Source organism: Streptomyces sp. NPDC085866, assembly GCF_044541035.1.
Lineage (GTDB): Bacteria > Actinomycetota > Actinomycetes > Streptomycetales > Streptomycetaceae > Streptomyces.
Window position 1 is genome coordinate 1 of sequence record NZ_JBITSQ010000026.1, and the last position, 23,243, is coordinate 23,243.

Annotated in this window: 18 protein-coding genes; 8 read left to right on the top strand and 10 right to left on the bottom strand. The window is 72.2% G+C overall.

Annotation, left to right across the window (positions count from 1 at the left end; translation table 11 throughout):
- Nucleotides 1–91: 91 nt before the first annotated feature.
- Complete coding sequence (locus ACIF83_RS42175) at nt 92–646, bottom strand: TetR/AcrR family transcriptional regulator (RefSeq protein WP_393477750.1); 555 nt, start codon at nt 644–646, stop codon at nt 92–94.
- Nucleotides 647–756: 110 nt separating this feature from the next.
- Between ACIF83_RS42175 and ACIF83_RS42180 the strand changes: the two genes are divergently transcribed.
- Both ACIF83_RS42180 and ACIF83_RS42185 read left to right on the top strand, forming a co-directional pair.
- A complete protein-coding gene (locus ACIF83_RS42180; RefSeq protein WP_393477753.1) occupies nt 757–1,215 on the top strand; it encodes a nuclear transport factor 2 family protein in 459 nt (152 codons plus the stop codon).
- A 9-nt stretch (nt 1,216–1,224) separates the two neighbouring features.
- Nucleotides 1,225–1,758, top strand: a complete 534-nt coding sequence (locus tag ACIF83_RS42185) for a flavoprotein (RefSeq protein ID WP_399735518.1) — start codon at nt 1,225–1,227, stop codon at nt 1,756–1,758.
- A gap of 25 nt (nt 1,759–1,783) precedes the next feature.
- Here the strand turns inward: ACIF83_RS42185 and ACIF83_RS42190 are convergent, their stop codons facing one another.
- Nucleotides 1,784–2,635, bottom strand: a complete 852-nt coding sequence (locus tag ACIF83_RS42190; protein WP_399735520.1) for an endo alpha-1,4 polygalactosaminidase — start codon at nt 2,633–2,635, stop codon at nt 1,784–1,786.
- Nucleotides 2,636–2,756: 121 nt separating this feature from the next.
- Between ACIF83_RS42190 and ACIF83_RS42195 the strand changes: the two genes are divergently transcribed.
- Nucleotides 2,757–3,725, top strand: coding sequence for an aldo/keto reductase (locus ACIF83_RS42195; protein ID WP_399735523.1), 969 nt, complete (start codon nt 2,757–2,759; stop codon nt 3,723–3,725).
- Between the two features lie 19 nt (nt 3,726–3,744).
- Here the strand turns inward: ACIF83_RS42195 and ACIF83_RS42200 are convergent, their stop codons facing one another.
- A complete protein-coding gene (locus ACIF83_RS42200; protein ID WP_399735526.1) occupies nt 3,745–4,554 on the bottom strand; it encodes a phytanoyl-CoA dioxygenase family protein in 810 nt (269 codons plus the stop codon).
- Nucleotides 4,555–4,623: 69 nt separating this feature from the next.
- Between ACIF83_RS42200 and ACIF83_RS42205 the strand changes: the two genes are divergently transcribed.
- Both ACIF83_RS42205 and ACIF83_RS42210 read left to right on the top strand, forming a co-directional pair.
- The gene (locus tag ACIF83_RS42205) at nt 4,624–5,517 is read left to right on the top strand and encodes a helix-turn-helix domain-containing protein (protein WP_393477765.1); all 894 of its coding nucleotides are present in this window, start codon (nt 4,624–4,626) and stop codon (nt 5,515–5,517) included.
- Nucleotides 5,518–5,793: 276 nt separating this feature from the next.
- Nucleotides 5,794–7,632, top strand: a complete 1,839-nt coding sequence (locus tag ACIF83_RS42210; RefSeq protein WP_399735529.1) for a ricin-type beta-trefoil lectin domain protein — start codon at nt 5,794–5,796, stop codon at nt 7,630–7,632.
- A 39-nt stretch (nt 7,633–7,671) separates the two neighbouring features.
- Here ACIF83_RS42210 and ACIF83_RS42215 read toward each other — a convergent pair whose 3' ends face one another.
- From ACIF83_RS42215 to ACIF83_RS42235, 5 genes are all read right to left on the bottom strand, one after another.
- Nucleotides 7,672–8,163, bottom strand: coding sequence for a universal stress protein (locus ACIF83_RS42215; protein WP_399735532.1), 492 nt, complete (start codon nt 8,161–8,163; stop codon nt 7,672–7,674).
- A 31-nt stretch (nt 8,164–8,194) separates the two neighbouring features.
- Nucleotides 8,195–9,448 carry an arsenic transporter gene (locus tag ACIF83_RS42220; protein WP_398140238.1) on the bottom strand — a complete coding sequence of 418 codons (1,254 nt, stop codon included), beginning with the start codon at nt 9,446–9,448 and terminating at the stop codon, nt 8,195–8,197.
- Between the two features lie 60 nt (nt 9,449–9,508).
- Nucleotides 9,509–10,750, bottom strand: coding sequence for a hypothetical protein (locus ACIF83_RS42225; protein WP_393477775.1), 1,242 nt, complete (start codon nt 10,748–10,750; stop codon nt 9,509–9,511).
- Between the two features lie 191 nt (nt 10,751–10,941).
- Nucleotides 10,942–11,628, bottom strand: a complete 687-nt coding sequence (locus ACIF83_RS42230; RefSeq protein WP_393477777.1) for a DUF4232 domain-containing protein — start codon at nt 11,626–11,628, stop codon at nt 10,942–10,944.
- A 158-nt stretch (nt 11,629–11,786) separates the two neighbouring features.
- A complete protein-coding gene (locus ACIF83_RS42235) occupies nt 11,787–13,175 on the bottom strand; it encodes a serine/threonine-protein kinase (protein ID WP_399735536.1) in 1,389 nt (462 codons plus the stop codon).
- Nucleotides 13,176–13,222: 47 nt separating this feature from the next.
- On the opposite strand from ACIF83_RS42235, the gene ACIF83_RS42240 reads away from it, so the two are divergent.
- Complete coding sequence (locus tag ACIF83_RS42240) at nt 13,223–13,771, top strand: RNA polymerase sigma factor (RefSeq protein ID WP_399735539.1); 549 nt, start codon at nt 13,223–13,225, stop codon at nt 13,769–13,771.
- Between the two features lie 56 nt (nt 13,772–13,827).
- On the opposite strand, the gene ACIF83_RS42245 is transcribed toward ACIF83_RS42240, so the two are convergent.
- Nucleotides 13,828–16,209 carry a SpoIIE family protein phosphatase gene (locus ACIF83_RS42245; protein WP_399735542.1) on the bottom strand — a complete coding sequence of 794 codons (2,382 nt, stop codon included), beginning with the start codon at nt 16,207–16,209 and terminating at the stop codon, nt 13,828–13,830.
- A 265-nt stretch (nt 16,210–16,474) separates the two neighbouring features.
- On the opposite strand from ACIF83_RS42245, the gene ACIF83_RS42250 reads away from it, so the two are divergent.
- Nucleotides 16,475–19,567, top strand: coding sequence for a glycoside hydrolase family 2 TIM barrel-domain containing protein (locus ACIF83_RS42250; RefSeq protein ID WP_399735545.1), 3,093 nt, complete (start codon nt 16,475–16,477; stop codon nt 19,565–19,567).
- Nucleotides 19,568–19,788: 221 nt separating this feature from the next.
- The gene (locus ACIF83_RS42255; RefSeq protein ID WP_399735652.1) at nt 19,789–21,546 is read left to right on the top strand and encodes a glycoside hydrolase family 9 protein; all 1,758 of its coding nucleotides are present in this window, start codon (nt 19,789–19,791) and stop codon (nt 21,544–21,546) included.
- 24 nt (nt 21,547–21,570) lie between these two features.
- Here ACIF83_RS42255 and ACIF83_RS42260 read toward each other — a convergent pair whose 3' ends face one another.
- A complete protein-coding gene (locus ACIF83_RS42260; protein ID WP_399735548.1) occupies nt 21,571–23,208 on the bottom strand; it encodes a multicopper oxidase family protein in 1,638 nt (545 codons plus the stop codon).
- Nucleotides 23,209–23,243: the final 35 nt, after the last annotated feature.

Sequence of the window (23,243 nt, forward strand, 5' to 3'; positions counted from 1 at the left end):
TCCTGCACACCTACAACCACCACCGCTGCCACACCGCACTCGGCGGCCACCCACCGATCAGCCGCGTGAACAACGCTTCAGGTCAATACACCTAGGCGGCGGCCGCCACCAGCACCCGGGCCGCCTCGCGGGCCTCGGCCGCGGGCCGGGTACTGCCGGTGACGCCCGCCGTGACCATGGCGCCCTCGGCCAGCAGGAACAGTGGGCCGGTCAGTGCGGCGGGCAGTCCCGCGTCCGTCACGAGCGAGGCGAGGTAGCCCCGGAACGCCTCCTTGTGCGCGCGCACCTGCTCGGCCACCCGGGCCGACGTGGCGCCCAGTTCGCCGTACGCGTTGATCCAGGCGCAGCCACGGAAGCCGTCCTCGCCGAACCACCCTTCCAGCCAGTCGAAGACGGCCGGGATCCGCTCCCGCGGGTCCGGCTGCCCTGTCACGTGCTCGGCGAGCCGCCCGCGCCAGCGCTCGTCCCGCCGGGCCAGATAGGCCTCGACGAGTTGCTCCTTGGTGGGGAACAGCTGGTAGAGGCGCTTGAGCGACACGCCCGAGGCGCCGCGCAGCTCGTCCATGCCCACGGACTGGATGCCCCGGGCGTAGAACAGCTCCTCCGCGGCGTCGAGCGCCTGGTCCCGGGCGACCGCGCTGTCCATGTGCGACCTCACTCCTTGACGAGAGAACGTGCGTTCTCCTACGGTAGCAGTCCATACGGAGAACGCTCGTTCTCCGGTGTCGTGCAACCCGTACGAGCCGAGGAGTCACCATGACCGACCGCCCGCCCCTGCCTCCCTTCACCCACGAGACCGCCGTGCAGAAGGTCCAGGCCGCCGAGGACGCCTGGAACACCTGCGACCCGCACAAGGTGGCGCTCGCCTACTCGGAGGACTCCGTCTGGCGCAACCGCGACACCTTCGTCACCGGCCGCGCCGCGATCGTCGAGTTCCTCGCCGCCAAGTGGCGGCGCGAGCGGGACTACGCGCTGCGCAAGGACCTGTGGGCCTTCGACGGCAACCGCATCGCCGTCCGCTTCCAGTACGAGTGCCGGGACGCCGACGGGCAGTGGTGGCGCGCCTACGGCAACGAACTCTGGGAGTTCGACGAGCACGGTCTGATGACCCGGCGGGAGGCGAGCATCAACGACCTCCGCATCGAGGAGGACCAGCGGCGCATCCACGGACCGCGGCCCGAGGCCGAGCGGGGGCAGACCTTCCCGCTTCAGTAGGGTGCCCGGATGACCGCACAGGACCCGAAGCCCTTCCTCTACGTCGTCGTCTGCGCGGCCGGGATCGCCACCGGCGTCAGCAAGCTGATCACCGCCGCCCAGGAGCGGAGCTGGGAGGTCGGGGTCATCGCCACACCGGTCGCCATGGGCGGTTTCTTCGACACCGCCGCCGTCGAGGCACAGACGGGCCGGCCGATACGGTCCGCCTGGCGCTCCCCGGCCGACCCGCGCCCGTTCCCGTCGCCGGACGCCGTGGTGGTGGCCCCCGCCACCTTCAACACCGTCAACAAGTGGGCGGCCGGACTGGCCGACACCCTCGCCGTCGGCACCCTGTGCGAGGCCGCCGGGCTGGGTGTGCCGATCGCTGTCCTGCCCTGCGTGGCGGACGCGTTGGCCGCCCATCCCGCCTACCAGGACAGCCTGATCCGGCTGCGCGGGATGGGCGTGCGCTTCGGCGAGCCGTACTCCGGCATGCCCGAGGCGGGCGGCGGGCGGCCCGAGTTCCCCTGGGAGAGCGCGCTGGACCTGCTGGAGCGGCCCTGAGGGACGGCAGGGCCGCTCCGGCGCGTCACCGCACCTTTCGGACGTATTCCGGCTTGCCCGGTGTGGAGACGTCCACGTCCCGGCGGACGATGCTCAGCCGGTCGCCCCAGCGGGCGAGGGCCCTGCGCAAGCCGCTGTCGGTGTACTCGATGTCCACCACGCGGTCGTCGAACGCCTTGGCGTACACCTCGCACTCGTCGTACTGCCCGCACTCCTCCGCGACCGCGAAGTCCAGCCCGGCCTGCCGTCGCTGCCCGGCCAGTTCGGCGGTGTTCTTCTGCCCGACGGCCAGGTTCCGGTCGTGCGCGTGCCGGGAGACCAGGCGCATGAACGCGGTCGCGTCGGCGGTCGTGAGCAGGTGGCGGGAGCGGGTGTAGCTGTCGTAGTTGTCGGGCTCGACGGCGTCGTAGCCCTTCTTCGCACAGCTGTCGATCCACTGGTCGACCCGCTCCGCCACGCGCTTGCGCTTGGCCGGGGTGCGCAGGTCGAGCAGCGGCTCGTTCCAGTCCTCGTCGATGACGACCTTGCCGCGGGCGTCCCGCAGCAGCAGGTCGGCGGGCCAGGAGGAGCGTTCCTCCGGCTGGGCCTGGAAGGCGTTGACGTAGCAGATGTTGTACAGGCCCGGCGCCGGGGAGTCGGACCGGTCGCGGCTGACGATCCGGACACCGGCGGGCGGGGGATAGGCGCCGCCGATCTGGTAGTCGAAGCCGGCGTGGCGCGGCGGCAGGCGTACGGCCGCGGGCTTCTGCGACTGCTTCTCGGGTGTGCTGCCCGAGTCACAACCCGTCAGCGCGGACACCGCGACGGCCAGGGCGAGCAGTGCGGTGCTGATGGTCGTCCCGGGGCCTGAGACACGGGAGAGGCCTTTGGCGGGCACGCCCGCTCCATTGATCACGTGTCAGGATCCAATCGTCCGCGCGACGTCGCAGTCAAGCCGGCGCCGGAGCACGCCGTACGCTCCTGAGTGACCATCGCCCCGGAAGGCAGGAGCAGTGACGATGCAGTACGTGAAGCTCGGTTCTACGGGCCTGGACGTGTCGCGGATCTGTCTGGGCTGCATGACCTACGGCCTGCCCGACCGCGGTGTCCACGAGTGGACCCTCGACGAGGAGGCGTCCCGGCCGCTGATCCGGCAGGCGCTGGAGGCGGGCGTCAACTTCTTCGACACCGCCAACGTCTACTCCGACGGCACCAGCGAGGAGATCGTCGGCAAGGTCCTGCGCGAGTTCGCCGACCGCGACGAGATCGTGCTGGCCACCAAGGTGCACGGCCGGATGCGGCCGGGCCCCAACGGGGGCGGCCTGTCCCGCAAGGCCATCATGTCCGAGCTCGACCACAGCCTGCGCCGCCTCGGCACCGACTACGTCGACCTCTACCAGATCCACCGCTACGACCACGTCGCTCCGATCGAGGAGACGATGGAGGCGCTGCACGACGTGGTCAAGGCGGGCAAGGTGCGCTACATCGGGGCGAGTTCGATGTACGCCTGGGAGTTCTCCAAGGCCCAGTACACGGCCGAGCGGCACGGCTGGACCAAGTTCGTGTCCATGCAGAACCACTACAACCTGCTGTACCGCGAGGAGGAGCGGGAGATGCTGCCGCTCTGTGCGGACCAGGGGGTGGGCGTGCTGCCCTGGAGCCCGCTCGCCCGCGGCCGGCTCACCCGCGACTGGGGCACCGTCACCGAGCGCAGCGCCCAGGACAACTTCGGCAGCCGCCTCTACCTGGAGAGCGACCGCTCGATCGTCGAGGCGGTCACCCGTATCGCCACCGACCGCGGTGTCCCGCGCGCACAGGTCGCCCTCGCCTGGCTGCTGCACCAGGACACGGTCGCGGCACCGATCGTCGGCGCGGCCAAGCCGCAGCACATCGAGGACGCGGTGGCCGCCGTCGAACTGGTACTGAGCGACAAGGAGATCGAGGAGCTGGAGGAGGCCTACACCCCGCGCGCGATCAGCGGCCACTGATCCTCGGCTCCGTCGCACCTCAATGGGGTCCGTGCGGTGCGAACTCCGTGCCGCACGGACCCGCACCCTCGCTCTCCGGCAGCGGGACCCGCGCACCGGACATGGCCAGCGTCCGGTAGTAGCCGCCGATGCGCTCGGCCGAACGGCCCACGTAATGCCCGATGAAGGAGCGCCGGAAGCGGTCGGCGCTGCGGTTGGGCCCCGATCCGTGCACCAGGCTGCCGTTGAAGAACAGCACGTCGCCCGGCGCCAGGTCCACGGGCACCGGAGTCAGACCGGGCGGCGGCGGGACGTACTCGCGGGCGAAGGACAGCTCCTCGTCCGCCACTTCGGGACAGAACAGGTCCATCCGGTGCGTGCCCGGGACGACTTCGAGGCCGCCGTTGTCCCGGTCGATGACATCGCAGGCCACCCACGCGGCCACACAGGTGCCCGGCTCGACCCGCAGATAGAAGTTGTCCTGGTGCAGCGCCTGGCCCCGGGCGCCCGGCGGCTTGAAGTAGAACATGCTCTGCGCGGCCAGCACCTCCTCGCCGAACAGCGCCTCCAGCACCGCCCGCAGCCGGGTGTCCAGCAGGAACTCCCGTGCCTGCGCGCTGAACTCGTGCGGCTGCATCACCCGGGGATGCCTGCGCAGCGGGTCGGGGTCCGCGGGCCGCGGCTCGAAGTGCCCGGGCACCGGCCCGGCCGCCGGCAGCGCCGCGAAGCCGTCGCGCAGCCGCTCGATCTCGTCGTACCCGAACAGCTCGCGTACGACGGTGAATCCCGACTCCTCGAACTGCTGCCGGAGTGCGTCGGGCAGGATGCCGCCGATGCCTGTGGCTGTCATGTGTCCGCTCCTCGTCCGGTGGCCACTTGCCTGCCACGCTAGGCCGACGCGCGTTCGCGGAGGATGCCCATGCATGCCGACGGACTGCCCGGAACTGCTGCCGGCGACCGGTCCCCGCCGCCGGGCCTGGTGGTGACCGGTCGCTACGACCAGGGGCCGGGGTACGGCGTCAACCGGCCGCAGGGGTCGGACAGCTGGCTGTTCACCTTCACCACGGGCGGGCGCGGCACGATCCGGCAGGGCGGCGCCCGCGCCGAGTCGGTCGCCGGGCATCTGGTGGTGCTCGCCCCGGGGGTGGCCCACCGCTATGCCGTGGCGCCCGGCGCTCCGCACTGGCGCTTCTGGTGGGTGCACTGCCAGGCCCGCCCGTCCTGGGCGCCCTGGCTCGGCCCGTACGCCGTGGCCGACGGCCTGTATGTCGTCGCGCCTGTCCCCGCGCCCCTGCACGGTCGCATCGATGCCGCGTTCGGCCGGATGCTCGCCGACGCCCACCGGCCCGCGCCGGGCACACCGCCCGAGGGGGAGGACCCGGTGGCCGTGGCCCACGGCAGCCTGGCGCGGGAGCTGGCCCTGTGCGCGCTGGAGGAGGTCGTGCTGCTCGCCGCCTCGGGCGCCCGCGAGCCGGCACCCGAGCCGGGCGACGACACCCGCGTGCGACAGGCCGAGGAGCTGATCGCCGCCGATCCGGGCGCCCCGCACACCGTCGCCTCGCTCGCCGAGAGCGTGGCGCTCTCCCCGTCCCGGTTCGCCCACCTGTTCACCCTGCGGACCGGCAGGCCGCCCATGCGCGCCCTGCGTGAGGCCCGGCTGCGGCACGCGGCCCGGCTGCTGGAGGCCACCGATCTGACGGTGGAGCGGGTGGCGGCGGCCTCCGGATTCCCGAGCCCCTTCCATTTCAGCCGCGTCTTCCGCGAGCGTTACGGAGTGCCGCCCGGGGCCTATCGTGCGGGGGACCGGCGGTAATGCACGGCAAAGGCTTTCATTGACAAACAGTCAAAGAGCCGCTTGTCGACGCAATGTTTAAAAGTGAGAGATCTCTTGTTCAATGGCGTCGGCCTGTGCAAAAGTGTGCGCTGTCGACGTGCAGGCAATTACATTTCCTGCTGCATGTGCCAGGCCGCTCCCGTACGCCCCCCACGCTTCAAAAGAGCTGCCCAGGCGGACGTTCGGGATGCCGAATCCCATTCCGTACTCTTTGGTATGGACTAATTCCCGTGTCGCGCCCGGAGGAACGCAGCCGTGAATGACGCAGGCCGGTCGGATTCCGCCCCAACCGCCCGCCGGTTCGATGCCTCGGACGAGCAACTGAGCGCCGAACTGAAGAAGTGGACGGGAACGACACCCGCGCTCCACCCGGTGGGTGAACTCCTGGACCGGCACTGGGAAGCGGCCTTCGCCTACGCCCGGTTGTGCACCGACGGACCGCGCGCCGCGGGCATGCTCACCACAGCCGCCTTCACCCGGCTGTTCGGCGAGTCGCTCCGCCAGGCGGGCCCGTCCGCCGCGTGGCGCCCGCACCTGCTGGTCACCGTCCGCCGGATCGCGGCCGAATGGGACGGCGACGGCCGCCAGGAACTCCTCCATCCCGCCCTGCGGCCGGGCACCGGCAGCGGGGAGCGCGCGGCCGCCCGGCTGCTCCCGCCGTCCGGCCGGCGCCTGCTGTCGCGCGCGTTCCAGCGGCTGCCCCAGTCCGCCCGCGCGGTGCTGTGGCACATAGAGGTCGAGGCCGAACCCTTCGCCGTTCCCGCGGCGCTGCTCGGCCTGGACGAGGAGGAGACCCGGGTCGAACTGCGCCGCGCCCGCGAACGGCTGCGCGAGGAATGCCTCCAGGCCCACCGTGAACTCGCCCCCGAGGCGGAGTGCCGGCGCTACCTGCGCATGCTCGACGTGACGTTCCGCCGGGGCGGCGTCGACGTCGACCCGGATCTGCAGCAGCACCTGGCCGGCTGCCGGCACTGCAGTCAGACCGCCGACCAGCTGGCCCAGTTCAACACGGGACTCGGCCTCGCACTCGCCGAGGCCGTCCTCGGCTGGGGCTCCCACGCCTACGTGGAGTCCCGGGCGGCCCGCACCGAGGAGACCAGCGCCCCGGCCCCGGACCCGGTACCGGCCCTCGCCCCTCCCCTGGGCGGCGAGGCCTTCACTCCCATGGCACCCGCGCCCGCCACCCCCGCCCCTGCCGCCACGCCCGGCCGCTCCCGCCGTTCCGCGCACCGGGCGGCCCGCCGCGTCCGGCGCCGCAATCTCGCCCTGGCCGTCGTCACGGTCAGCGGCCTGGTCATCCTCCCCCTGGTCCTGTGGTCGGTGCTCGGCTCCGGCGACGATCCGGCCCCGGCTCCCGGCGGCACGCCCTCCCGGGCGCCGGGCAAGGACTCGGCCACACCGGGTCCGTCCTGGGCCGGTTCGAGCGGCACCAGCAAGGGCGCGCTGCGCGGTCGGCTGCACAACCTCGCCTCGGGGCTGTGCGTGGGCGTCGTCGGCAAGGAGGCGGTCAAGGGCGCGGAGACCGAACTCACCGCCTGCTCCTCGGAGGCGAGCCAGCAGTGGTCGTACGAGACCGACGGGCTGCTGCGCAACGCCTCCGCCCCGGACCTGTGCCTGGACTCCCACCTCGGCTACTCGGTGCGGCTCGCCCCCTGCTCGGTCACCGGTGAGGCCGCCAAGGACATCCGCTACGACTTCACGCTCCAGGGCGCCCTGGTGCCCCGCTCGGACCAGGACCTGGCGCTGACCCCCGCCGCGACCGACGGCTCCGGCGCCCTCGTTCTCAAGAACCGCGCCGCGGACTCGGCCCAGCGCTGGACCGTCGACACCGCCAAGCCGGACCTGCAGATGGAAGTCGTCAACTGGGACACCGACAACACCACCGCGCCGTCCCCGCCGGTCAAGGCCACCCCCAAGGCCTCGAAGACCCCGTCCCCGACCCCCACCCCGACCGCGTCCAAGTCCAGCCCCGCGCCGTCGGGTTCCCCCACGCGCGACTACTGCTCGGTCTACCCGGACTACTGCGACTGGGGCGGTGGCGGCGGCTACAACGGCGGTGGCTACGGCGGCGGTACGGGGGGACACCATCGCTGAGCGTCGCCCGGCCGGGCCGGGCCCGGCCCGCGGTGTGGCTCAGTGGTGGTGCGGCGGCGGGGGAGGGATCGTCCCGAGGTCCGGGGCCGGTTCGGGCCACACCAGCAGCACCGGGCAGGGTGCGTGGTCGACGGCGAACCGGACGGCCGGGCCCAGACTGTGCGGCCCGAGCCGGGAACGGTCGCCGTCCCGGGCCAGCACCAGCAGATCGGCCCCTTCGGCCGCGGCCACCACCTCCCGCTCGACCCGCCCGGTCCGCTCCTCGCGGGTACACGGACGCCCCAGCCGCTCGGCCGCCGCAGTCAGGAGTTCGGCCGCCGAGCTGCCGCCGAGCGCCTCCAGACGGTTGCCCGGGTCGCGTTCGGGATGACCCCGGCCGAGCAGCCCGGCGTACGCACCGTGCGCCACCCCGGGCACGTCCGGACCGGTGACATGCAGCAGCACCACCTCGGAGGCGTTCGGGGCGTGGGTGCGTACGGCGTCCACGCAGGCGGGCCAGGTGCCCTCGACGAGCCAGACGATCACACGCATCAGGCCGGCCTCCCTCGGCTCTCGGAACCCCTCAGAGAATCTGCAGCGACCCCCACAATGCCACCACCGACACGGCCAGCGCGGAGGGCACGGTGATCAGGCCGAGCCGGGTGAACTCCCGGAGGTCCACCCCGTGCTCGTGCTGGTGCACGATCCGCCGCCACAGCAGGGTGGCGAGCGACCCGGCATAGGTCAGGTTCGGGCCGATGTTCACCCCGAGCAGTACCGCGAGCACCGCGCCGGAACCGGCGGGAGCGGCGAGCGGCAGCAATACCAGCACCGCGGGCAGGTTGTTGATGAGGTTCGCGAGGACGGCGGCCAGCGCGGCGGTCCCGAGCAGCGCGGGCAGCCCCGTGCCGCCGGGCAGGATGTGCCCGAGCGCGTCCGCGAGCCCGTTGTCGACGACCGCGCGCACCACGATGCCCAGCGCCAGCACGAACGCCAGGAAGCCCGGCGCCGCCGCACGGACGACGGTGACAGGAGTCGCCTTCCCCCGCACCAGCGCCCGCCCGGCCAGCACCAGCGCCCCCGCGGCGGCCACCCACGCGGGGTCCACCCCGAACGCCGACGCCACCACGAACCCCGCCAGCGTGCAGCCCACGGTCACCAGCGCGAACAGCGGCAGCCGCGGCGCCTCACCGGTGTCCCGGCCCACCGGGGCCGCCGCGGTGAGGTCACGGGCGAAGAACCGCCGGAACACCAGGTACTCGGCGCCGATCGCCACCAGCCACGGCAGCGCCATCAGCACCGCGAACCGGGTGAAGGCCAGCCCGCTCGCCGCGAAGGCGAGCAGGTTCGTCAGGTTGGAGACGGGCAGCAGCAGCGACGCCGTGTTCGACAGATGCGTGCAGGCGTACACGTGCGGCTTCGGCCGGACGCCCGTGCGCGCGGCCGTCGCGAAGACGACCGGGGTGAGCAGCACGATCGTGGCGTCCAGGCTGAGCACCGCAGTGATCGCCGACGCCAGCGCGAACACCGCCGTCAGCAGGCGCACCGGTCGGCCCGCCGCCCAGCGCGCCATCCACGCCCCGCACGCCTGGAACAGCCCCTCCACATCGCAGAAATGGGCGAGTACCAGCACGGCCGCCAGGAATCCCACCACCGGCCCGAGCCGTTCTGCCTCGGCCCGGGCGTGGTCCAGCGAGATCGCCCCGGTGGCGATCGCGATCCCGGCGGCCGGGACGGCCAGCACCGCCTCCGGCCACCCGAAGGGCCGTACCACCGCCCAGGCGAGCACGGCGGCGAGCAGCACGGCGGACAGGGCTTCGGCGAGCGGGGTGTTCAGGGCGGGTCCTCGGGATCGATCGGATGGTGCCCGCCCATGAAAGCAAACGCCGGAGCACGACTACGACGAGCGGGTGCCCGCCGCGCCCAGGAACTCCTCCCAGCCGCCCACCGGGGCCTGACCCGGTGACAGCGTGCGCAGTTTGCGCAGTACCGCCGGGTCCTGCGCCTCCAGCCAGGCCACGAGCTGCTTGAAGGACACGAACCGGACCTCGTCGTGCTCGGCCATCCGGCCGATCGCCTCCTCGACGGCGTCCATGTAGATGCCGCCGTTCCAGCGCTCGAAGTGGTTGCCGATGAAGAAGGGGGCGCGGTTGGTCTCGTACGCGCGCCGGAACCCGGCCAGGTAGGTGTCCCGGGCCTGGGTGCGCCAGGCGTCGAACTGCGCGCGATCGCCCAGGGGGTTCCCGCCGGACTGGTTGAACATCATGTTGTAGTCCATCGACAGCACCTGGAAGGAGTGGCCGGCGAAGGGTATGGACTGCAGCGGGAAGTCCCAGATCCGGCCGCCCTGCACCTTGCCCGGCCAGATCTGCAGCCCGCCCGGGGAGCTGGCGTCGTACTTCCAGCCGAGCGCGGCCGCGGTGGGCAGCAGGTTGGTCTGGCCCTCCAGGCAGGGGGTGCGGCCGCCGATCAGCTCCTTGCGGTAGTCGAAGGGCAGCGGTTCGAGGTCGGAGAAGCCGGTGTTCGTCTTCCACTTGGTGACGAAGCCGATCGCCTGCTCGATCTCGCTGCGCCACTCGGCGGACGACCAGTTGCGCACCCCGGTCGCGCCGCAGAAGTGCCCGTTGAAGTGGGTGCCGATCTCGTGGCCCTCCAGCCAGGCGGCCCGCACCTGCTGAATGGTGGCGTGGATGTGCCGGTCGGCGAGGTAACCGATGTCGGAGGCGCCGACCGCGTGCTGCGGCGGACGGTACAGGTCCTTCTTGGCCTCCGGCAGCGTGTAGATGCCGCTGAGGAAGAAGGTCATTTTGGCGCCGTGGTCGGACGCGACCTTGCGGAACCGGGAGAACAGCTTGTTGCTCAGCTCGCCGGCGCCGTCCCAGGAGAACACCACGAACTGCGGCGGCTTCTGGCCCGGCTGCAGCCGGACCGGCTTCGGCTGGTGCGGCTGCGCGCCGGTGTCGGCGGTGGACCCGTCGCCGATGGGCTTGGCCGGCCGGGCCTGCTTGGTGCCCTTGCCGTACGCCGGGTCCTTCCCGCCGACGGACAGCCCGCCGGCGGTGGAGCAGGCGGACAGGGCCCCGAGGGCGCCCGCGGCCGCCCCCGCCGTCAGCACACGCCTGCGTGAAATGCCGCTCATGTTCTTCCCCGGTTTCCTCGTCGCGGCTCCCTGCGGAGCCTTCTCGCTGTGCGGTCGACGGGTTCGATGAGGGGTCCCCGCGGAAAGATCGCGGCGGCCGGGACGTGTTGCCGTCCTGTGACACTTGTGGCGCGCTCATGACGAACCCCGCTGCCCGGGAGCGGACAGCGGGGTTCTCGGAGGGGCTTCGGTCAGGCGCCGGTACCGGAGTTGAAGACGGTCAGGAAGACGGAGGAGGAGTTCCCGGACACCGGGACCGCTCCGGCCGTCCACGCCACCTTCAGCGGGTCCCGCTCGTCCGGCGGGGTGACCACGAGCGTGGCCGGCGTGGCCGTCTTCGCGCCGCTGATCTCGGGGTTGGAGAAGGTCAGGCCGGCCCAGGCGCTCTGTCCGGGCCGCAGCGTCACCGTCACCGGCGAGCCCCCGGACCGCTTGGGGTCCGGGCCGAGCTGGGTGCCGGAGGCGTTCACGAAGGCCGCGCCCGGATAGCCGCGCACGGTGCAGGTCCGCGCGGACTTGTTGGTGAGCACGATGGGGAAGTTCTCCTGGCCGGCGCCCGGGTTGTTGCGGCCGACGGCGGCGCGCAGCTCGGAGGTGTGGCACCGGGTGCTGCCGCTCTCGGTCGTGGTGCCGGTGCCGGAGGAGGTGGCCTTGCCAGGGGCGGCGGACGACGTGCCGCCGTCCGGTGTCGAGGCGGCTGCGGACGTGCCGGAGGAGGGCGAGTCGCCCGCGGTCTCGGTCGCCGGACCGGCCGTGCCCGGCACCGTCTGGGGTGTCGAGCGGGTGTCGTGGCTGCCGCAGGCGGTCAGGAGGCCCAGTACGGCCGCCGTGCCCGCGAGCAGGGCCCCGCGCTGCAATGACCGGGATGAGTACGCCATGTCGCTCAACACTCCTGGATGTTCGCGGCACGCGGCTCACGCGTGCCTTCGGCGCCGGGTGCGCCGTCATCACACTGCGATGCCCGGGCCGCCGGAAAGGTTCGGGACTCGCAGGGTTCTTTTCCCCGATTTGACCTCGCCCGACCTCGTGCGTCGTGTCAGGTGACCCGCAGGGAGCGGAGTATGGCCTCGGTCGCGTCGTCGTCACCCTGTTGGCGGACCTGCATGTACACCTGTGGCTGAGCGGAGCCGTCCGCCGGGCGGAGTGCGGACTCGGTGACGGAGCCGCCGTCCGGACAGGCGTTCCAGGTCCGGATCAGGCCGCGCCAGCGGGCGCCGGTGAAGGTGCGGCTGCCGGTTTCGTGGCAGCCGGAGTGGGCGAGGGCGTTCACCCGGGCGGTGACGTCGCCGTGCTCGCTGACCCCGAGGAAGACGCCGTCGACCGCGGTCTTGAGGTCGGACCAGTGCGTCACGTCGTCGGCGACCACCAGGCCCGGCTCGTGCCCCGCCGACAACCCGAGCGCGTGCGGATCCCAGCCGGACCCGCGCACCTGCCGGGCCCAGCCGGCCGGCACCTGCACGGCGACCCGGCCGGTGGAGTCCTTCACCGTGGACTGTTCGGCGGTGTCCGGCTGGTGGAGCACCACCGTGACGGTGACGGCGGCGGCCCCGGCGGCGAGCACCGCGGCCAGCACCAGCGTCCCGGTGCCGAGCCGGCCCCGGACGCCGTCGAGCCGCCTGCCGTGCCGGACGCCGGGGGCCGCCGCCAGCCGCTCGAGCTCGTCCGCGAACGCGTGCGCTGCCGGCCAGCGCCGCTCCCGGTCCGGCTCCAGGGCGCGCAACAGCGCCCGCTCGACGTCCTCGCCGAGCTCCGGCCGCAGCCGCCGGGGCGGTACCACCCTCCCCGGCGGCCCGGGCACGGTCCCGGTGACCAGCTCGTAGCCCACCGCGCCCAGGCTGTAGACGTCGGCGCGGGCGTCGATGCCCTCCCCGGGTTCGGCCTGTTCCGGCGGCTGATAGCCCGCCGAGCCCGCCGCGAGCGTGAGCACCGAGGCCTGCGCGAGGCTCTTGGCCAGCCCCAGGTCGGCCAGCAGCAGTCGCCTCTCGCCGTCCGGGGCGGTGTGCAGCAGCACGTTGGTCGGCTTGATGTCGCGGTGCACGATGCCCGCCTCGTGCAGCGCGGCGGCGCTCCGCGCGGCCTGCGCGGTCAGCACGAGCGCCTGGGGCACCGGCAGCGGGCCGGCCGTCAGCAGATCGGCGAGGGTGCCGCCGTCGGCGTACTGCATCACGAAGTACGGTCTGCCGTCCGGCAGTTCACCGATGTCGTAGACCTGGACGACCCGGCTGGAGCCGGCCCGGCGCAGCAGTCGGGCCTCGGACAGGAAGCGCTCCCGGATGTCGAGCCGGTGGGCCCAGTTCTCGGCGAGGACCTTCACCGCCACCAGGGCGTCCAGCTCGTCGTCGTGAGCGAGCCACACCGTGGCGAAGGCGCCGGTGCCCAGGGTGCGTTCGAGGCGGTAGCGGCCGATCCGCTCCAGGGAGTGCATACGACTATCATGCCTGCCCTGAGATCGACTTCGAGGGGGACCCTGACGTGCAGGATGGGGTGACGGCCGAAGACCTCGCCCGGCGTGCCGCGGCGGGCGACCGAGCGGCCCTGGACCGGCTGCTGACCGAGCTGCGGCCCGAGGTGGTGCGCCGCTGCGGGCGCTTCCTGCCCTGCCGGGAGGACGCCGAGGAGGCCGCCCAGGACGTGCTGCTCCAGGTGGCCCGGCACATCTCCGCCTTCGAGGGCCGCAGCCGCTTCAGCACCTGGCTCTACACGGTCGTCGCCAACTGCTGCCGGCAGAAGTACCGCGAGCTGAAGCGGCGGGCGGCCGAGCAGCCCGTGGTCATCGAGCCCGCCGAGCACATCGACCCGCGCACCACCAGCGTCATCGCGGGCTCCCGGATCGATCTGCTGGAGGCCCTGGACCGGCTGGAGCGCGAGCATCCGCACCTGGTCGCGCCCCTGGTCTACCGGGACATCTGCCAGCTCGAGTACGCCGCGGTCGCCGAGCGCCTCGGCATCCCCCTCGGCACGCTCAAGTCCCGGCTGCACGAGGCCCGCAAACTGGTACGTCCCTGGCTGCGGGGCTACTGAACCCCTGCTGCTGATTCCCGGTCACCGATTTGCTGTCACCGGTCCTCCAGCAGCGGTCACCGCTCCTCCTCCAGGAGCGACAGTTCCGCCCAGATCGTCTTGCCCTCCGTGGTGTGTCTGCTGCCCCAGCGCTGGGTGAGCTGGGCGACCAGCAGCAGCCCGCGGCCGCCCTCGTCGAAGGTCTTGGCGCGCCGGAGGTGCGGGGCGGTGTGGCTGGTGTCGGACACCTCGACGATCAGCGTGACGGGGTCGTGGATCAGCCGCAGCCGTATCGGGTGGGCGCCGTACCGGATGGCGTTGGTGACCAGCTCGCTCACCACCAGCTCCGTCGTGAACCCGATCTCGCTCAGCGACCAGCGCTCCAACTGGTCCAGTACCTGCTTGCGGATCGGTGCGACCAGCGCCGGATCGGCGGGAATGTCCCAGGTCGCCACCTGGGAGGAGGCCAGCCCCCGGGTGCGGGCCAGCAGCAGCGCCACGTCGTCGGCGGTGCCGCCCGGCGGCAGCAGCGCACGCAGGATCTGGTCGCAGGTGTCGTCCAGGGATTCCGCGTAGGCCCGCAGCGCCTGGAACAGCTGCTGCCGGCCGGAGTCCCCGGCATGCTCCCGGGACACCATCAGTCCGTCCGTGTACAGGGCGAGGACGGTGCCTTCGGGCAGCCCCACCTCCGCCGACTCGAACGGCAGCCCGCCCAGGCCCAGCGGGGGCCCGGCGGGCAGGTCCAGCTGGTGGGGCTCGCTGCCCGGCATCAGCACCACCGGTGGCGGATGCCCGGCCCGGGCCAGCGTGCAGCGCCGCGACACCGGGTCGTAGACGGCATACAGACAGGTGGCGCCGACCTCGCCGGGGCTTCCCTCGCCGCCGGACTCCTCCGACAGCCGGACCACCAGGTCGTCGAGGTGGGTGAGCAGCTCGTCCGGGGCCAGGTCGATGTCGGCGAGGGTGCGGACGGCGGTGCGCAGGCGGCCCATGGTGGCCGAGGCCTGGATGCCGTGCCCGACGACGTCCCCGACGACCATCGCGACCCGCATCCCGGACAGCGGGATCACGTCGAACCAGTCACCGCCCACCCCGGCCCGGGCCGCCGGCAGATAACGGGAGGAGGCCTCCAGGGCGGCCGTGCGCGGGAGCGAGCGGGGCAGCAGGCTGCGCTGCAGCGCGAGGGCGGTCTCGCGCTCACGGGAGTAGCGGCGCGCGTTGTCGATGCAGACGGCGGCCCGGGCGGTGATCTCCTCGGCCAGCATCATGTCGTCGTCGGTGAACGGCTCCGGGCGCCGGTGCCGGGTGAGGACCGCCACCCCGAGGGTCAGCCCACGGGCCTGGATCGGCACGGACATCGAGGAGTGGATGCCGAACTCCCGCACCCGCTCGCCGCGCACGCTGCTCCAGGTCAGCCACTGGGCCATGTCGCCCCCGGCCACCGTGGCCCGGATGGTGCGGCCGGCGGTCAGCGAGTCCGCCTGCGGGGAGAAGTCCGGGTACACCTCGGTCTGCCCGGGCTTGGCGACCGCCTCCGGGATGCCCCGCAGGATCGACTGGTGGGCGACCCGGCGCAGGTTCACCGGGGCCGTGATGCGGGCCGGGGGCTCGCCGCCGTACTCCTGCGGGTCCAGCAGGTCGATGGTGACGAAGTCGGCGAGCGCGGGCACGCACATGTCCGCCAGCTCCTGCGCCGTACGGGTGACGTCGAGGGTGGAGCCGATGCGCACGCCGGCCTCGTTCAGCAGCTGCAGCCGCTGCCGGGCCCGGTAGTTGTCGGTGACGTCGTGCGCCGCCAGGCACACGCCCCGCACCCGGCCCTCGGCGTCGGTGACCGGCGCCAGCCGGGCCAGCCAGGCGTGCGCCCGGTCCTCGCGGCCGGCGCGCATGAAGGTCGGGATGTCCAGCGGCAGGCCCGTGGTGAGCACCTGGAGCATGCTCTGCTCCAGCTCCTCGCTCTGCTGCTTGCCGTCGATCTCCGCGATCCTGAGGCCCCGCACGCGCTCCTCGGGCAGGCCGATCACCTCGGCCATGGCCTGGTTCATCCGGCGCAGCCGCAACGCGTCGTCGTACACGGCGACGGCGCACGGCGACTGGATCAGCCCGGCCCGGCCGAGCGGATCGTCTTCGGCGCCGGGGTCGCGGCCGGTCAGCGGGGTGACCACGAGCCAGTCGCCGCGATGTCCGTCGCCGGGTGGCCGGCGGTGGGCGAGCAGCCACACGGAGACCGTGCGGCCGTCCCGGTGGCGCAAACCGACCGTCCCCTCCCAGCGCCCGCCGGAGGGCATGACCAGGGGGTTCTGCCCGGCCAGCAGCTGGGTTGCGGGGTGGCCCACGACCTCGTCGGCCGGGTGGCCGAGCAGACGCTGCGCGCCCTCGTTCCACTCCAGCAGCGTTCCGTCGTCGTCGATGACAGCCCGGCCCGTCGCCGCATCGTCGAACGGATAGACCCGGCTCATCGTCGCCGCTCCCAAGCGCACACTCACAGTGAACAGGTGGCACCACTTGCGTTCCAGCGTAGTGCGTCGCGTACTCCCGTGGACCCCGACCCCCGGAGACCGGGCCGATCCGTCGAACACGGTCAAGGGGGAATTCAGGCCGAAGTGCCGGACGGGGCAGGTGCAGGGTGCCGCACCCTTGACGATCGCGTGTGGCAGACCGTCAGAATCTGTTTGTTCACGATCAGTTGTGAGTACTTCTGGGCCCTGATGAGGGAGAGCCGCCATGACGGTCACTCGCAGATCGGTTCTGGTCGCAGCCACGGCAGCGCCCGCGGCCGGAGCACTCCTGGGCGGTACGGACGCCGCGGCGGCACCGGCCGCGGCGTCCGGTGCCGCGCCGGGACGCCATACCGTCCCGCTGCGCGACGGCTGGCGCTTCGCGCTGGTCAACCCGGGTGGCATCACCGACCCGACCGGCGCTTACGCACAGGCCGCCGAGCCGGGATACGACGACTCGGCCTGGCGTGAGGTGGCCGCACCCCATGACTGGAGCATCGAACAGACCCCCACGACGGACCACGGCACCACCAGCGGCACCGGCTTCTTCCCCGGCGGCCTCGGCTGGTACCGGCTCGCCTTCACCCTGCCGCCCGCCCACGCCGGCAAGCGGATCTCGGTGGAGTTCGACGGCGTCTACATGGACTCGTACGTCTACTGCAACGGCACCGAGGCCGGACGCCACCCCTACGGCTACACGGGCTTCGCCCTCGACCTCACCGACCTGGTGCACACCGACGGGAGCACCCCGAACGTCCTCGCGGTCAAGGTCCAGAACCAGCTGCCGAGCAGCCGCTGGTACTCGGGCAGCGGCATCTACCGCGAGGCCCGGCTGGTGATCACCGAGCCCGTGCACGTGGCCCGCTGGGGCACGTACGTCACCACACCCGAGGTCGGTGCCGAACAGGCCGTGGTGCGGGTCGTCACCACCGTGCTCAACGAGTCCGGCACCGGCACCGACGTCGAGGTCCTGTCCCGGATCACCGGCCCCGACGGCCGCACGGTCGCCCGTACGTCCACCACGGTCGCCGTCTCCGAGCGGGCCACCGAGACCCACGAACTGAGCGTCGCCGATCCCCTCCTGTGGGACTTCACGAGCCCGGACCACCGCTACACCCTGCACACCGAACTCCGCGCCGGCGGCCGCACCACCGACACGCACCGGACCTCCTTCGGCATCCGCACCTATCGCTTCGACCCGGACGAGGGCTTCTCCCTCAACGGCGCCCCCGCCAAGATCAAGGGCGTCGACCTGCACCACGACCAGGGCGCCCTCGGCGCGGCGATCAGCGTGGACGCGGTGCGCCGGCAGATGACGATCATGAAGTCGATGGGCGTCAACGCCTTCCGCACCTCGCACAACCCGCCCTCGCCGCAGATGATCCAGGTCTGTGAGGAGCTGGGCATCGTGATGATGGTGGAGGCCTTCGACTGCTGGAAGACCGGCAAGACCAGGTACGACTACGGCCGGTTCTTCGACGAGTGGTGCGAGAAGGACGCCACGGAGATGGTGCTGGCGGCCCGCAACTCGCCCGCCGTCGTGCTGTGGTCCATCGGCAACGAGATCCCCGACTCCACCTCGACCGCCGGGCTCGCCATGGCCGACCGGATCATCGGTGCGATCAAGGCCGCCGACGACACCCGCCCGGTCGTCATCGGCTCGAACAAGTACCACGGCGTGCCCGCCACCGGTTCCGCGGCCGACCGCATGCTCGCCAAGCTCGACGGCCTGGGCCTGAACTACAACACGGCCAGGTCGGTCGACGCCCTGCACGCCAAGTACCCGCACCTGTTCCTCTTCGAGTCCGAGTCCTCCTCGGAGACCTCGACCCGGGGCTCGTACCAGGAGCCTGAGCACCTCAACACCGGCGAGAACCACACGCCGGGCAGGCGCGAGACCTCCTCCTACGACAACAACCTCGCCTCCTGGACGATGAGCGGCGAGTACGGGCACAAGAAGGACCGGGACCGGAAGTGGTTCGCGGGGCAGTTCCTGTGGTCGGGCATCGACTACATCGGCGAGCCCACCCCGTACGACGTCTTCCCGGTGAAGGCGTCCTTCTTCGGCGCCGTCGACACGGCCGGCTTCCCGAAGGACATGTACCACCTGTTCCGGAGCCAGTGGACGACCGAGCCGATGGTCCATCTGCTGCCGATGACCTGGAACCACGAGGAGGGCGACACGGTCGAGGTCTGGGCGTACGCCAACGTCCCCTCCGTCGAGCTGTTCCTGGACGGAGAGTCCCTCGGGGTGCGGGAGTTCGACGTCAAGAAGACCACCGACGGCCGCGGTTACCTGGAGACCACCGAGGCCACCGGCGACGACAGGACCTTCACCGACGGACCCTACCCGGGCAGTTACACCAGCCCCAACGGCAGCGCGGGCAAGCTGCACCTGACCTGGAAGGTGCCGTACCGGCCCGGTGAGCTGAAGGCGGTGGCCCGGCGGGACGGCAAGGTGGTCGCCACCGATGTGCTGCGCACCGCGGGCGCCCCGCACGCCGTACGCCTGAGTGCCGACCGCAAGTCCCTCGCCGCCGACGGCCGTTCACTGGTCTTCGTGACCGCCGACATCGTGGACGCGCACGGAGTGGTCGTGCCCGACGCCGAGCACCTCATCGCCTTCGAGGTGGCCGGGGGCTCCCTGGCCGGCCTCGACAACGGCCGCGAGGAGAGCGCCGAGCGCTACCAGGCCAGCACCCGCACCGCGTTCCACGGCAAGGCCCTCGCCATCGTCCGCTCCGGCGGCGAGCCGGGCACCCTGAAGGTCACGGCGCGCGTGGACGGTCTGCGCAAGGGCACGGTGAGCGTGCGGACCACACCGGCCCGCGGCGCCACCACCGCCGCGCCCGCCTTCGAGCCCGACCGTCCGGCAGCCCCCGACCGTCCCTCCGCGGACGCCAGTTACTCCGGCCGCCCGGACACCCTGCCCGCCGCGATGCTGGACGGCGACCCGGCCACCGGCTGGTCCAACGCCTTCGCCAAGTCGGCCACGGCCCTGCTGCCCGCCTTCGACGGGGCCCGCGCCGAGGACTGGGTCGCGGTCGACTTCGGGCGGGCCCGGACCGTCGACCGGGTGGCGGTCTTCTTCACGGTCGACGGCACGCACGCCCTGCCCGCCAAGGCCGAGGTGGCGGTGTGGGACGGGAGTGCCTACGCGCAGGTGACGGGCGTCGAGGTGGACTGGGCCACCGCCTCGGACAGCCCCACGGTGATCACCTTCGTCCCGGTACGCGGTTCACGGGTGCGCCTCACGCTCACCAGCGCGTACCCGGGCGAGGCCAGGGGAGCCGTGCGCATCAGCCGGCTCGACGTCTAGGCCGGCCGAGGTCCGGACGGGGACGGCGCTCGCAGTCGTCCCCGTCCGGACCGTTGACGGAGCGTCCTGCTTGGAACAAGCATGGTGTGCGTCCGCATCTGGGAGCGCTCCCATCACAGGGGGCGTCACCCGCACCTCCCCCCCCGAGGAGCCCAGACGTGAAACGACGCAGCACCGCCTTACTGTCCCTCACCGCCGTGCTGACGGTGGCCTTCTCCGCGCTGCCGGCCGGCCCGGCCGGGGCCGGGCAGAGCACCGTGCGGGAGTACGAGCCCGACACCGGTCCCCGGGTCCGCGTCAACCAGGTGGCCTACCTGCCGGCCGGGCCGAAGAACGCCACCCTCGTCACCGATGCCACCGCCCCGCTGCGCTGGCGGCTGGAGAACGCCGACGGGCGAACGGTCGCCCACGGCTGGACCGTACCGCGCGGCACCGACGTCTCCTCCGGGCAGAACGTCCACTCGATCGACTTCGGTGCCTTCCGCGGCCGCGGCACGGACTTCACGCTGGTGGCCGACGGGGAGACGAGCCGCCCCTTCGGCATCGGGGCGGGCGCCTACGAGCGACTGAGCCTCGACTCGCTGAAGTACTACTACACCCAGCGCAGTGGGATCGCGATCCGCGACGACCTGCGGCCCGGCTACGGCCGCCCGGCCGGACATCTGAACACGGCCCCCAACCAGGGCGACGCGAACGTCCCCTGCCGGCCGGGCCAGTGCGACTACACGCTGGATGTCACCGGCGGCTGGTACGACGCCGGCGACCACGGCAAGTACGTCGTCAACGGAGGCATCTCCACCTGGGAGCTGCTGAGCGCCTACGAGCGTTCCCTGTCCGCCCGTACCGGACAGCCCGGGCGGCTCGGCGACGGGAGCCTGGCCCTCCCCGAGAGCGGCAACAAGGTGCCGGACGTCCTCGACGAGGCTCGCTGGGAGCTGGAGTTCCTGCTGAAGATGCAGGTCCCGGACGGGCGGCCGCTCGCCGGTATGGCCCACAGCAAGGTGCACGACGCCCAGTGGACCGGGCTGCCCCTGCTGCCGGGCGACGACCCGCAGAAGCGGGAGCTGCACGCCCCGACCACCCAGGCCACGCTCAACCTGGCGGCGACGGCCGCCCAGGCCGCCCGCCTGTACCGGCCCTACGACCGGGCGTTCGCGGCGCGGGCGCTCACGGCCGCCCGCAAGGCCTGGCGGGCCGCGCTCGCGCACCCGGAGACGTACCCCGACCCGAACGACGGCACCGGCGGCGGCGCCTACCCCGACGACAACGCCTCCGACGAGTTCTACTGGGCCGCGGCGGAGCTGTATCTCACCACCGGGGAAAAGGAGTTCGCGGACTTCGTGCTGAAGTCACCCGTCCACACCGCCGACATCTTCGGTCCGCTCGGCTTCGACTGGGGCCGCACGGCGGCGGCCGGCCGGCTCGACCTCGCCACCGTGCCCAACAAGCTGCCGGGCCGCGACCGGGTCCGCCGGTCGGTCATCGAGGGCGCCGACACCTACCTGGCGACCGCCGCGTCCCAGCCGTACGGCATGCCCTACGCACCCGACGGCAACCTCTACGACTGGGGCTCCAACGCCCAGGTCCTCAACAACGCGCACGTCATCGCCACCGCCTACGACCTGACGGGCGCGGCGAAGTACCGGGACGGCGCGCTGGAGGGCATGGACTACGTCCTCGGCCGCAACGCGCTGAACATCTCCTACGTCACGGGCTACGGCGAGGTCAGCTCCCATCGTCAGCACAGCCGTTGGTACGCCCGCGAACTCGACCCGAACCTGCCGGATCCGCCGCGGGGCACCCTCGCCGGAGGCGCAAACTCGAGCATCCAGGACCCGTACGCACAGAGCAGACTGCAGGGCTGCACGGGCCAGTTCTGCTACGTCGACGACATCCAGTCCTGGTCCACCAACGAAACGGCCGTCAACTGGAACGCGGCGCTGGCCTGGATGGCCTCGTTCATGGCGGACCAGGGGTAGGGGTGTCTCCTCCGGATCACCCGGTCACTTGCGGTATCCGAGGGTGGTCATCATGCCGCTCTCCGAGTGGTACTGGTTGTGGCAGTGGAGCATCCAGAGGCCCGGGTTGTCGGCGTCGAACTCGACGACCAGCTTGCGGTGGGGGAGCACGATCGCGGTGTCCTTGCGCGCGCCGACGGCGTCCAGGCCGGTCATGGCGAACGTGTGGCCGTGCAGGTGCAGAGGGTGCCACATGTCGGTGGCGTTGATGAGCGTGAGCCGCACCCGCTCACCGGCGCGGACCGGGTGGCGCTGGCGCTCGTCGTACTGCTCGTGGTCGAAGCCCCAGTCGTAATTCGCCATCGAGCCGGTGACCCTGACGCGCATCTCACGGTCGGGTTCGCGGTCCTCGAGGGCCACGGAGTCGGCCGGTACGAGACGGCGGGCCGGGACGATCTCCCCGTCGAGCTCGTCCGGGCGGACGTCGGCCGGGGGAACGGCCCTCCCCATGTCGGTGCGCAGGACGGCGAGAGCCTGGCCCTTCTTGCCCTCGGCCAGAGCGACCAGGGGGAAGACGCCGTCCTTGGCGGTGACGAGAACGTCGTAGCGCTCGGCCATGCCGATGAGGAGGGCGTCGGTCGTCCTGTGCTCCACCGGGTAGCCGTCGGTGTGCGTGACGGTCAGTCGGTGGCCCTCCAGCGCGACGCGGAAGGCGGTTTCGGAGCCGGCGTTGATGAGGCGGAGCCGGATGCGGTCACCGGGGCGGCAGCGGAACGTCGAGGGCTGGGTGGGCATGCGGCCGTTGGCGAGGTAGAGGGGATAGTTCACGCTGCCGGCCTCGCCGCGCAGCAACTGGCTGTGCGAGCCGTGCAACACGCGGGAGGGGCCGGAGGACCTGTGCGAGGGCGAGGCGTGCGGGCTCGCCGGCTTGCCGGAACCGTGACCGCTCTGTCCGGGGCCCATGGCCATGCTGCCCATCTTCATGCCCGCCGGCTTGAGCTGGGCGAGCACCCCGTCGGGGGTGGAGCCGTCCACGCCGTCGAGCCAGTCGTCCAGCATGACGATCCATTCCTTGTCGTACTTGAGGGGCTCCTTGGGGTCGTCGACGATGAGCGGGGTGTACAGACCGCGGTCGGGCTGGAGTCCGACGTGGGAGTGGAGGAAATAGGTGCCCGGATGGGAGACGGTGAACCGGTAGGTGAATTCGTCTCCCGCGGCGATGGCCCGCTGGGTCAGGTCCGGAACTCCGTCCATGTCGCAGCGCATGCGCACGCCGTGGGAGTGGAGCGTGGTGGTGGTCGGCAGCCGGTTGGCGAGGGTGAGGCTGAGGACGTCGCCGGCGGTGACGCGCACCAGCGGTCCGGGTAGCTGGTCGTGGTAGGCCCAGGTGCGCGCCTGCCGCCCGCCCAGGTCCAGCGTGGTCTCGGCGGCGGTCATCTTCAGCATGCGCACCGGGCCGGAGCCGCGCTTGCGCTCGGCGGCCCGGACCTCCGGACCCGACGGCTCGACATATCCCTTGGGCCCTGGGGGAACGAAGTCCCCCTGGCCGGCCGACGCACCCCGAGGGCCGGAGCTTGTGCCGGAGCGGGGGTGGGAGCCGGAGTCGGTGCAGGCAGCAAGGAGTCCCGCGCCGGCGGCAGCGAAAGGGGCTCGGAGCAGGGTACGCCGCGAAGGTGTGTGCATGAATGAAATAAGACACGTTTTGCGCTGATATATGA

Coding starts and splice junctions, on each gene's coding strand:
- ACIF83_RS42175 (WP_393477750.1), bottom strand. CDS start 646: ATGGACAGCGCGGTCGCCCGGGACCAGGCGCTCGACGCCGCGGAGGAG.
- ACIF83_RS42180 (WP_393477753.1), top strand. CDS start 757: ATGACCGACCGCCCGCCCCTGCCTCCCTTCACCCACGAGACCGCCGTG.
- ACIF83_RS42185 (WP_399735518.1), top strand. CDS start 1,225: ATGACCGCACAGGACCCGAAGCCCTTCCTCTACGTCGTCGTCTGCGCG.
- ACIF83_RS42195 (WP_399735523.1), top strand. CDS start 2,757: ATGCAGTACGTGAAGCTCGGTTCTACGGGCCTGGACGTGTCGCGGATC.
- ACIF83_RS42200 (WP_399735526.1), bottom strand. CDS start 4,554: ATGACAGCCACAGGCATCGGCGGCATCCTGCCCGACGCACTCCGGCAG.
- ACIF83_RS42205 (WP_393477765.1), top strand. CDS start 4,624: ATGCATGCCGACGGACTGCCCGGAACTGCTGCCGGCGACCGGTCCCCG.
- ACIF83_RS42215 (WP_399735532.1), bottom strand. CDS start 8,163: ATGCGTGTGATCGTCTGGCTCGTCGAGGGCACCTGGCCCGCCTGCGTG.
- ACIF83_RS42225 (WP_393477775.1), bottom strand. CDS start 10,750: ATGAGCGGCATTTCACGCAGGCGTGTGCTGACGGCGGGGGCGGCCGCG.
- ACIF83_RS42230 (WP_393477777.1), bottom strand. CDS start 11,628: ATGGCGTACTCATCCCGGTCATTGCAGCGCGGGGCCCTGCTCGCGGGC.
- ACIF83_RS42235 (WP_399735536.1), bottom strand. CDS start 13,175: ATGCACTCCCTGGAGCGGATCGGCCGCTACCGCCTCGAACGCACCCTG.
- ACIF83_RS42245 (WP_399735542.1), bottom strand. CDS start 16,209: ATGAGCCGGGTCTATCCGTTCGACGATGCGGCGACGGGCCGGGCTGTC.
- ACIF83_RS42250 (WP_399735545.1), top strand. CDS start 16,475: ATGACGGTCACTCGCAGATCGGTTCTGGTCGCAGCCACGGCAGCGCCC.
- ACIF83_RS42260 (WP_399735548.1), bottom strand. CDS start 23,208: ATGCACACACCTTCGCGGCGTACCCTGCTCCGAGCCCCTTTCGCTGCC.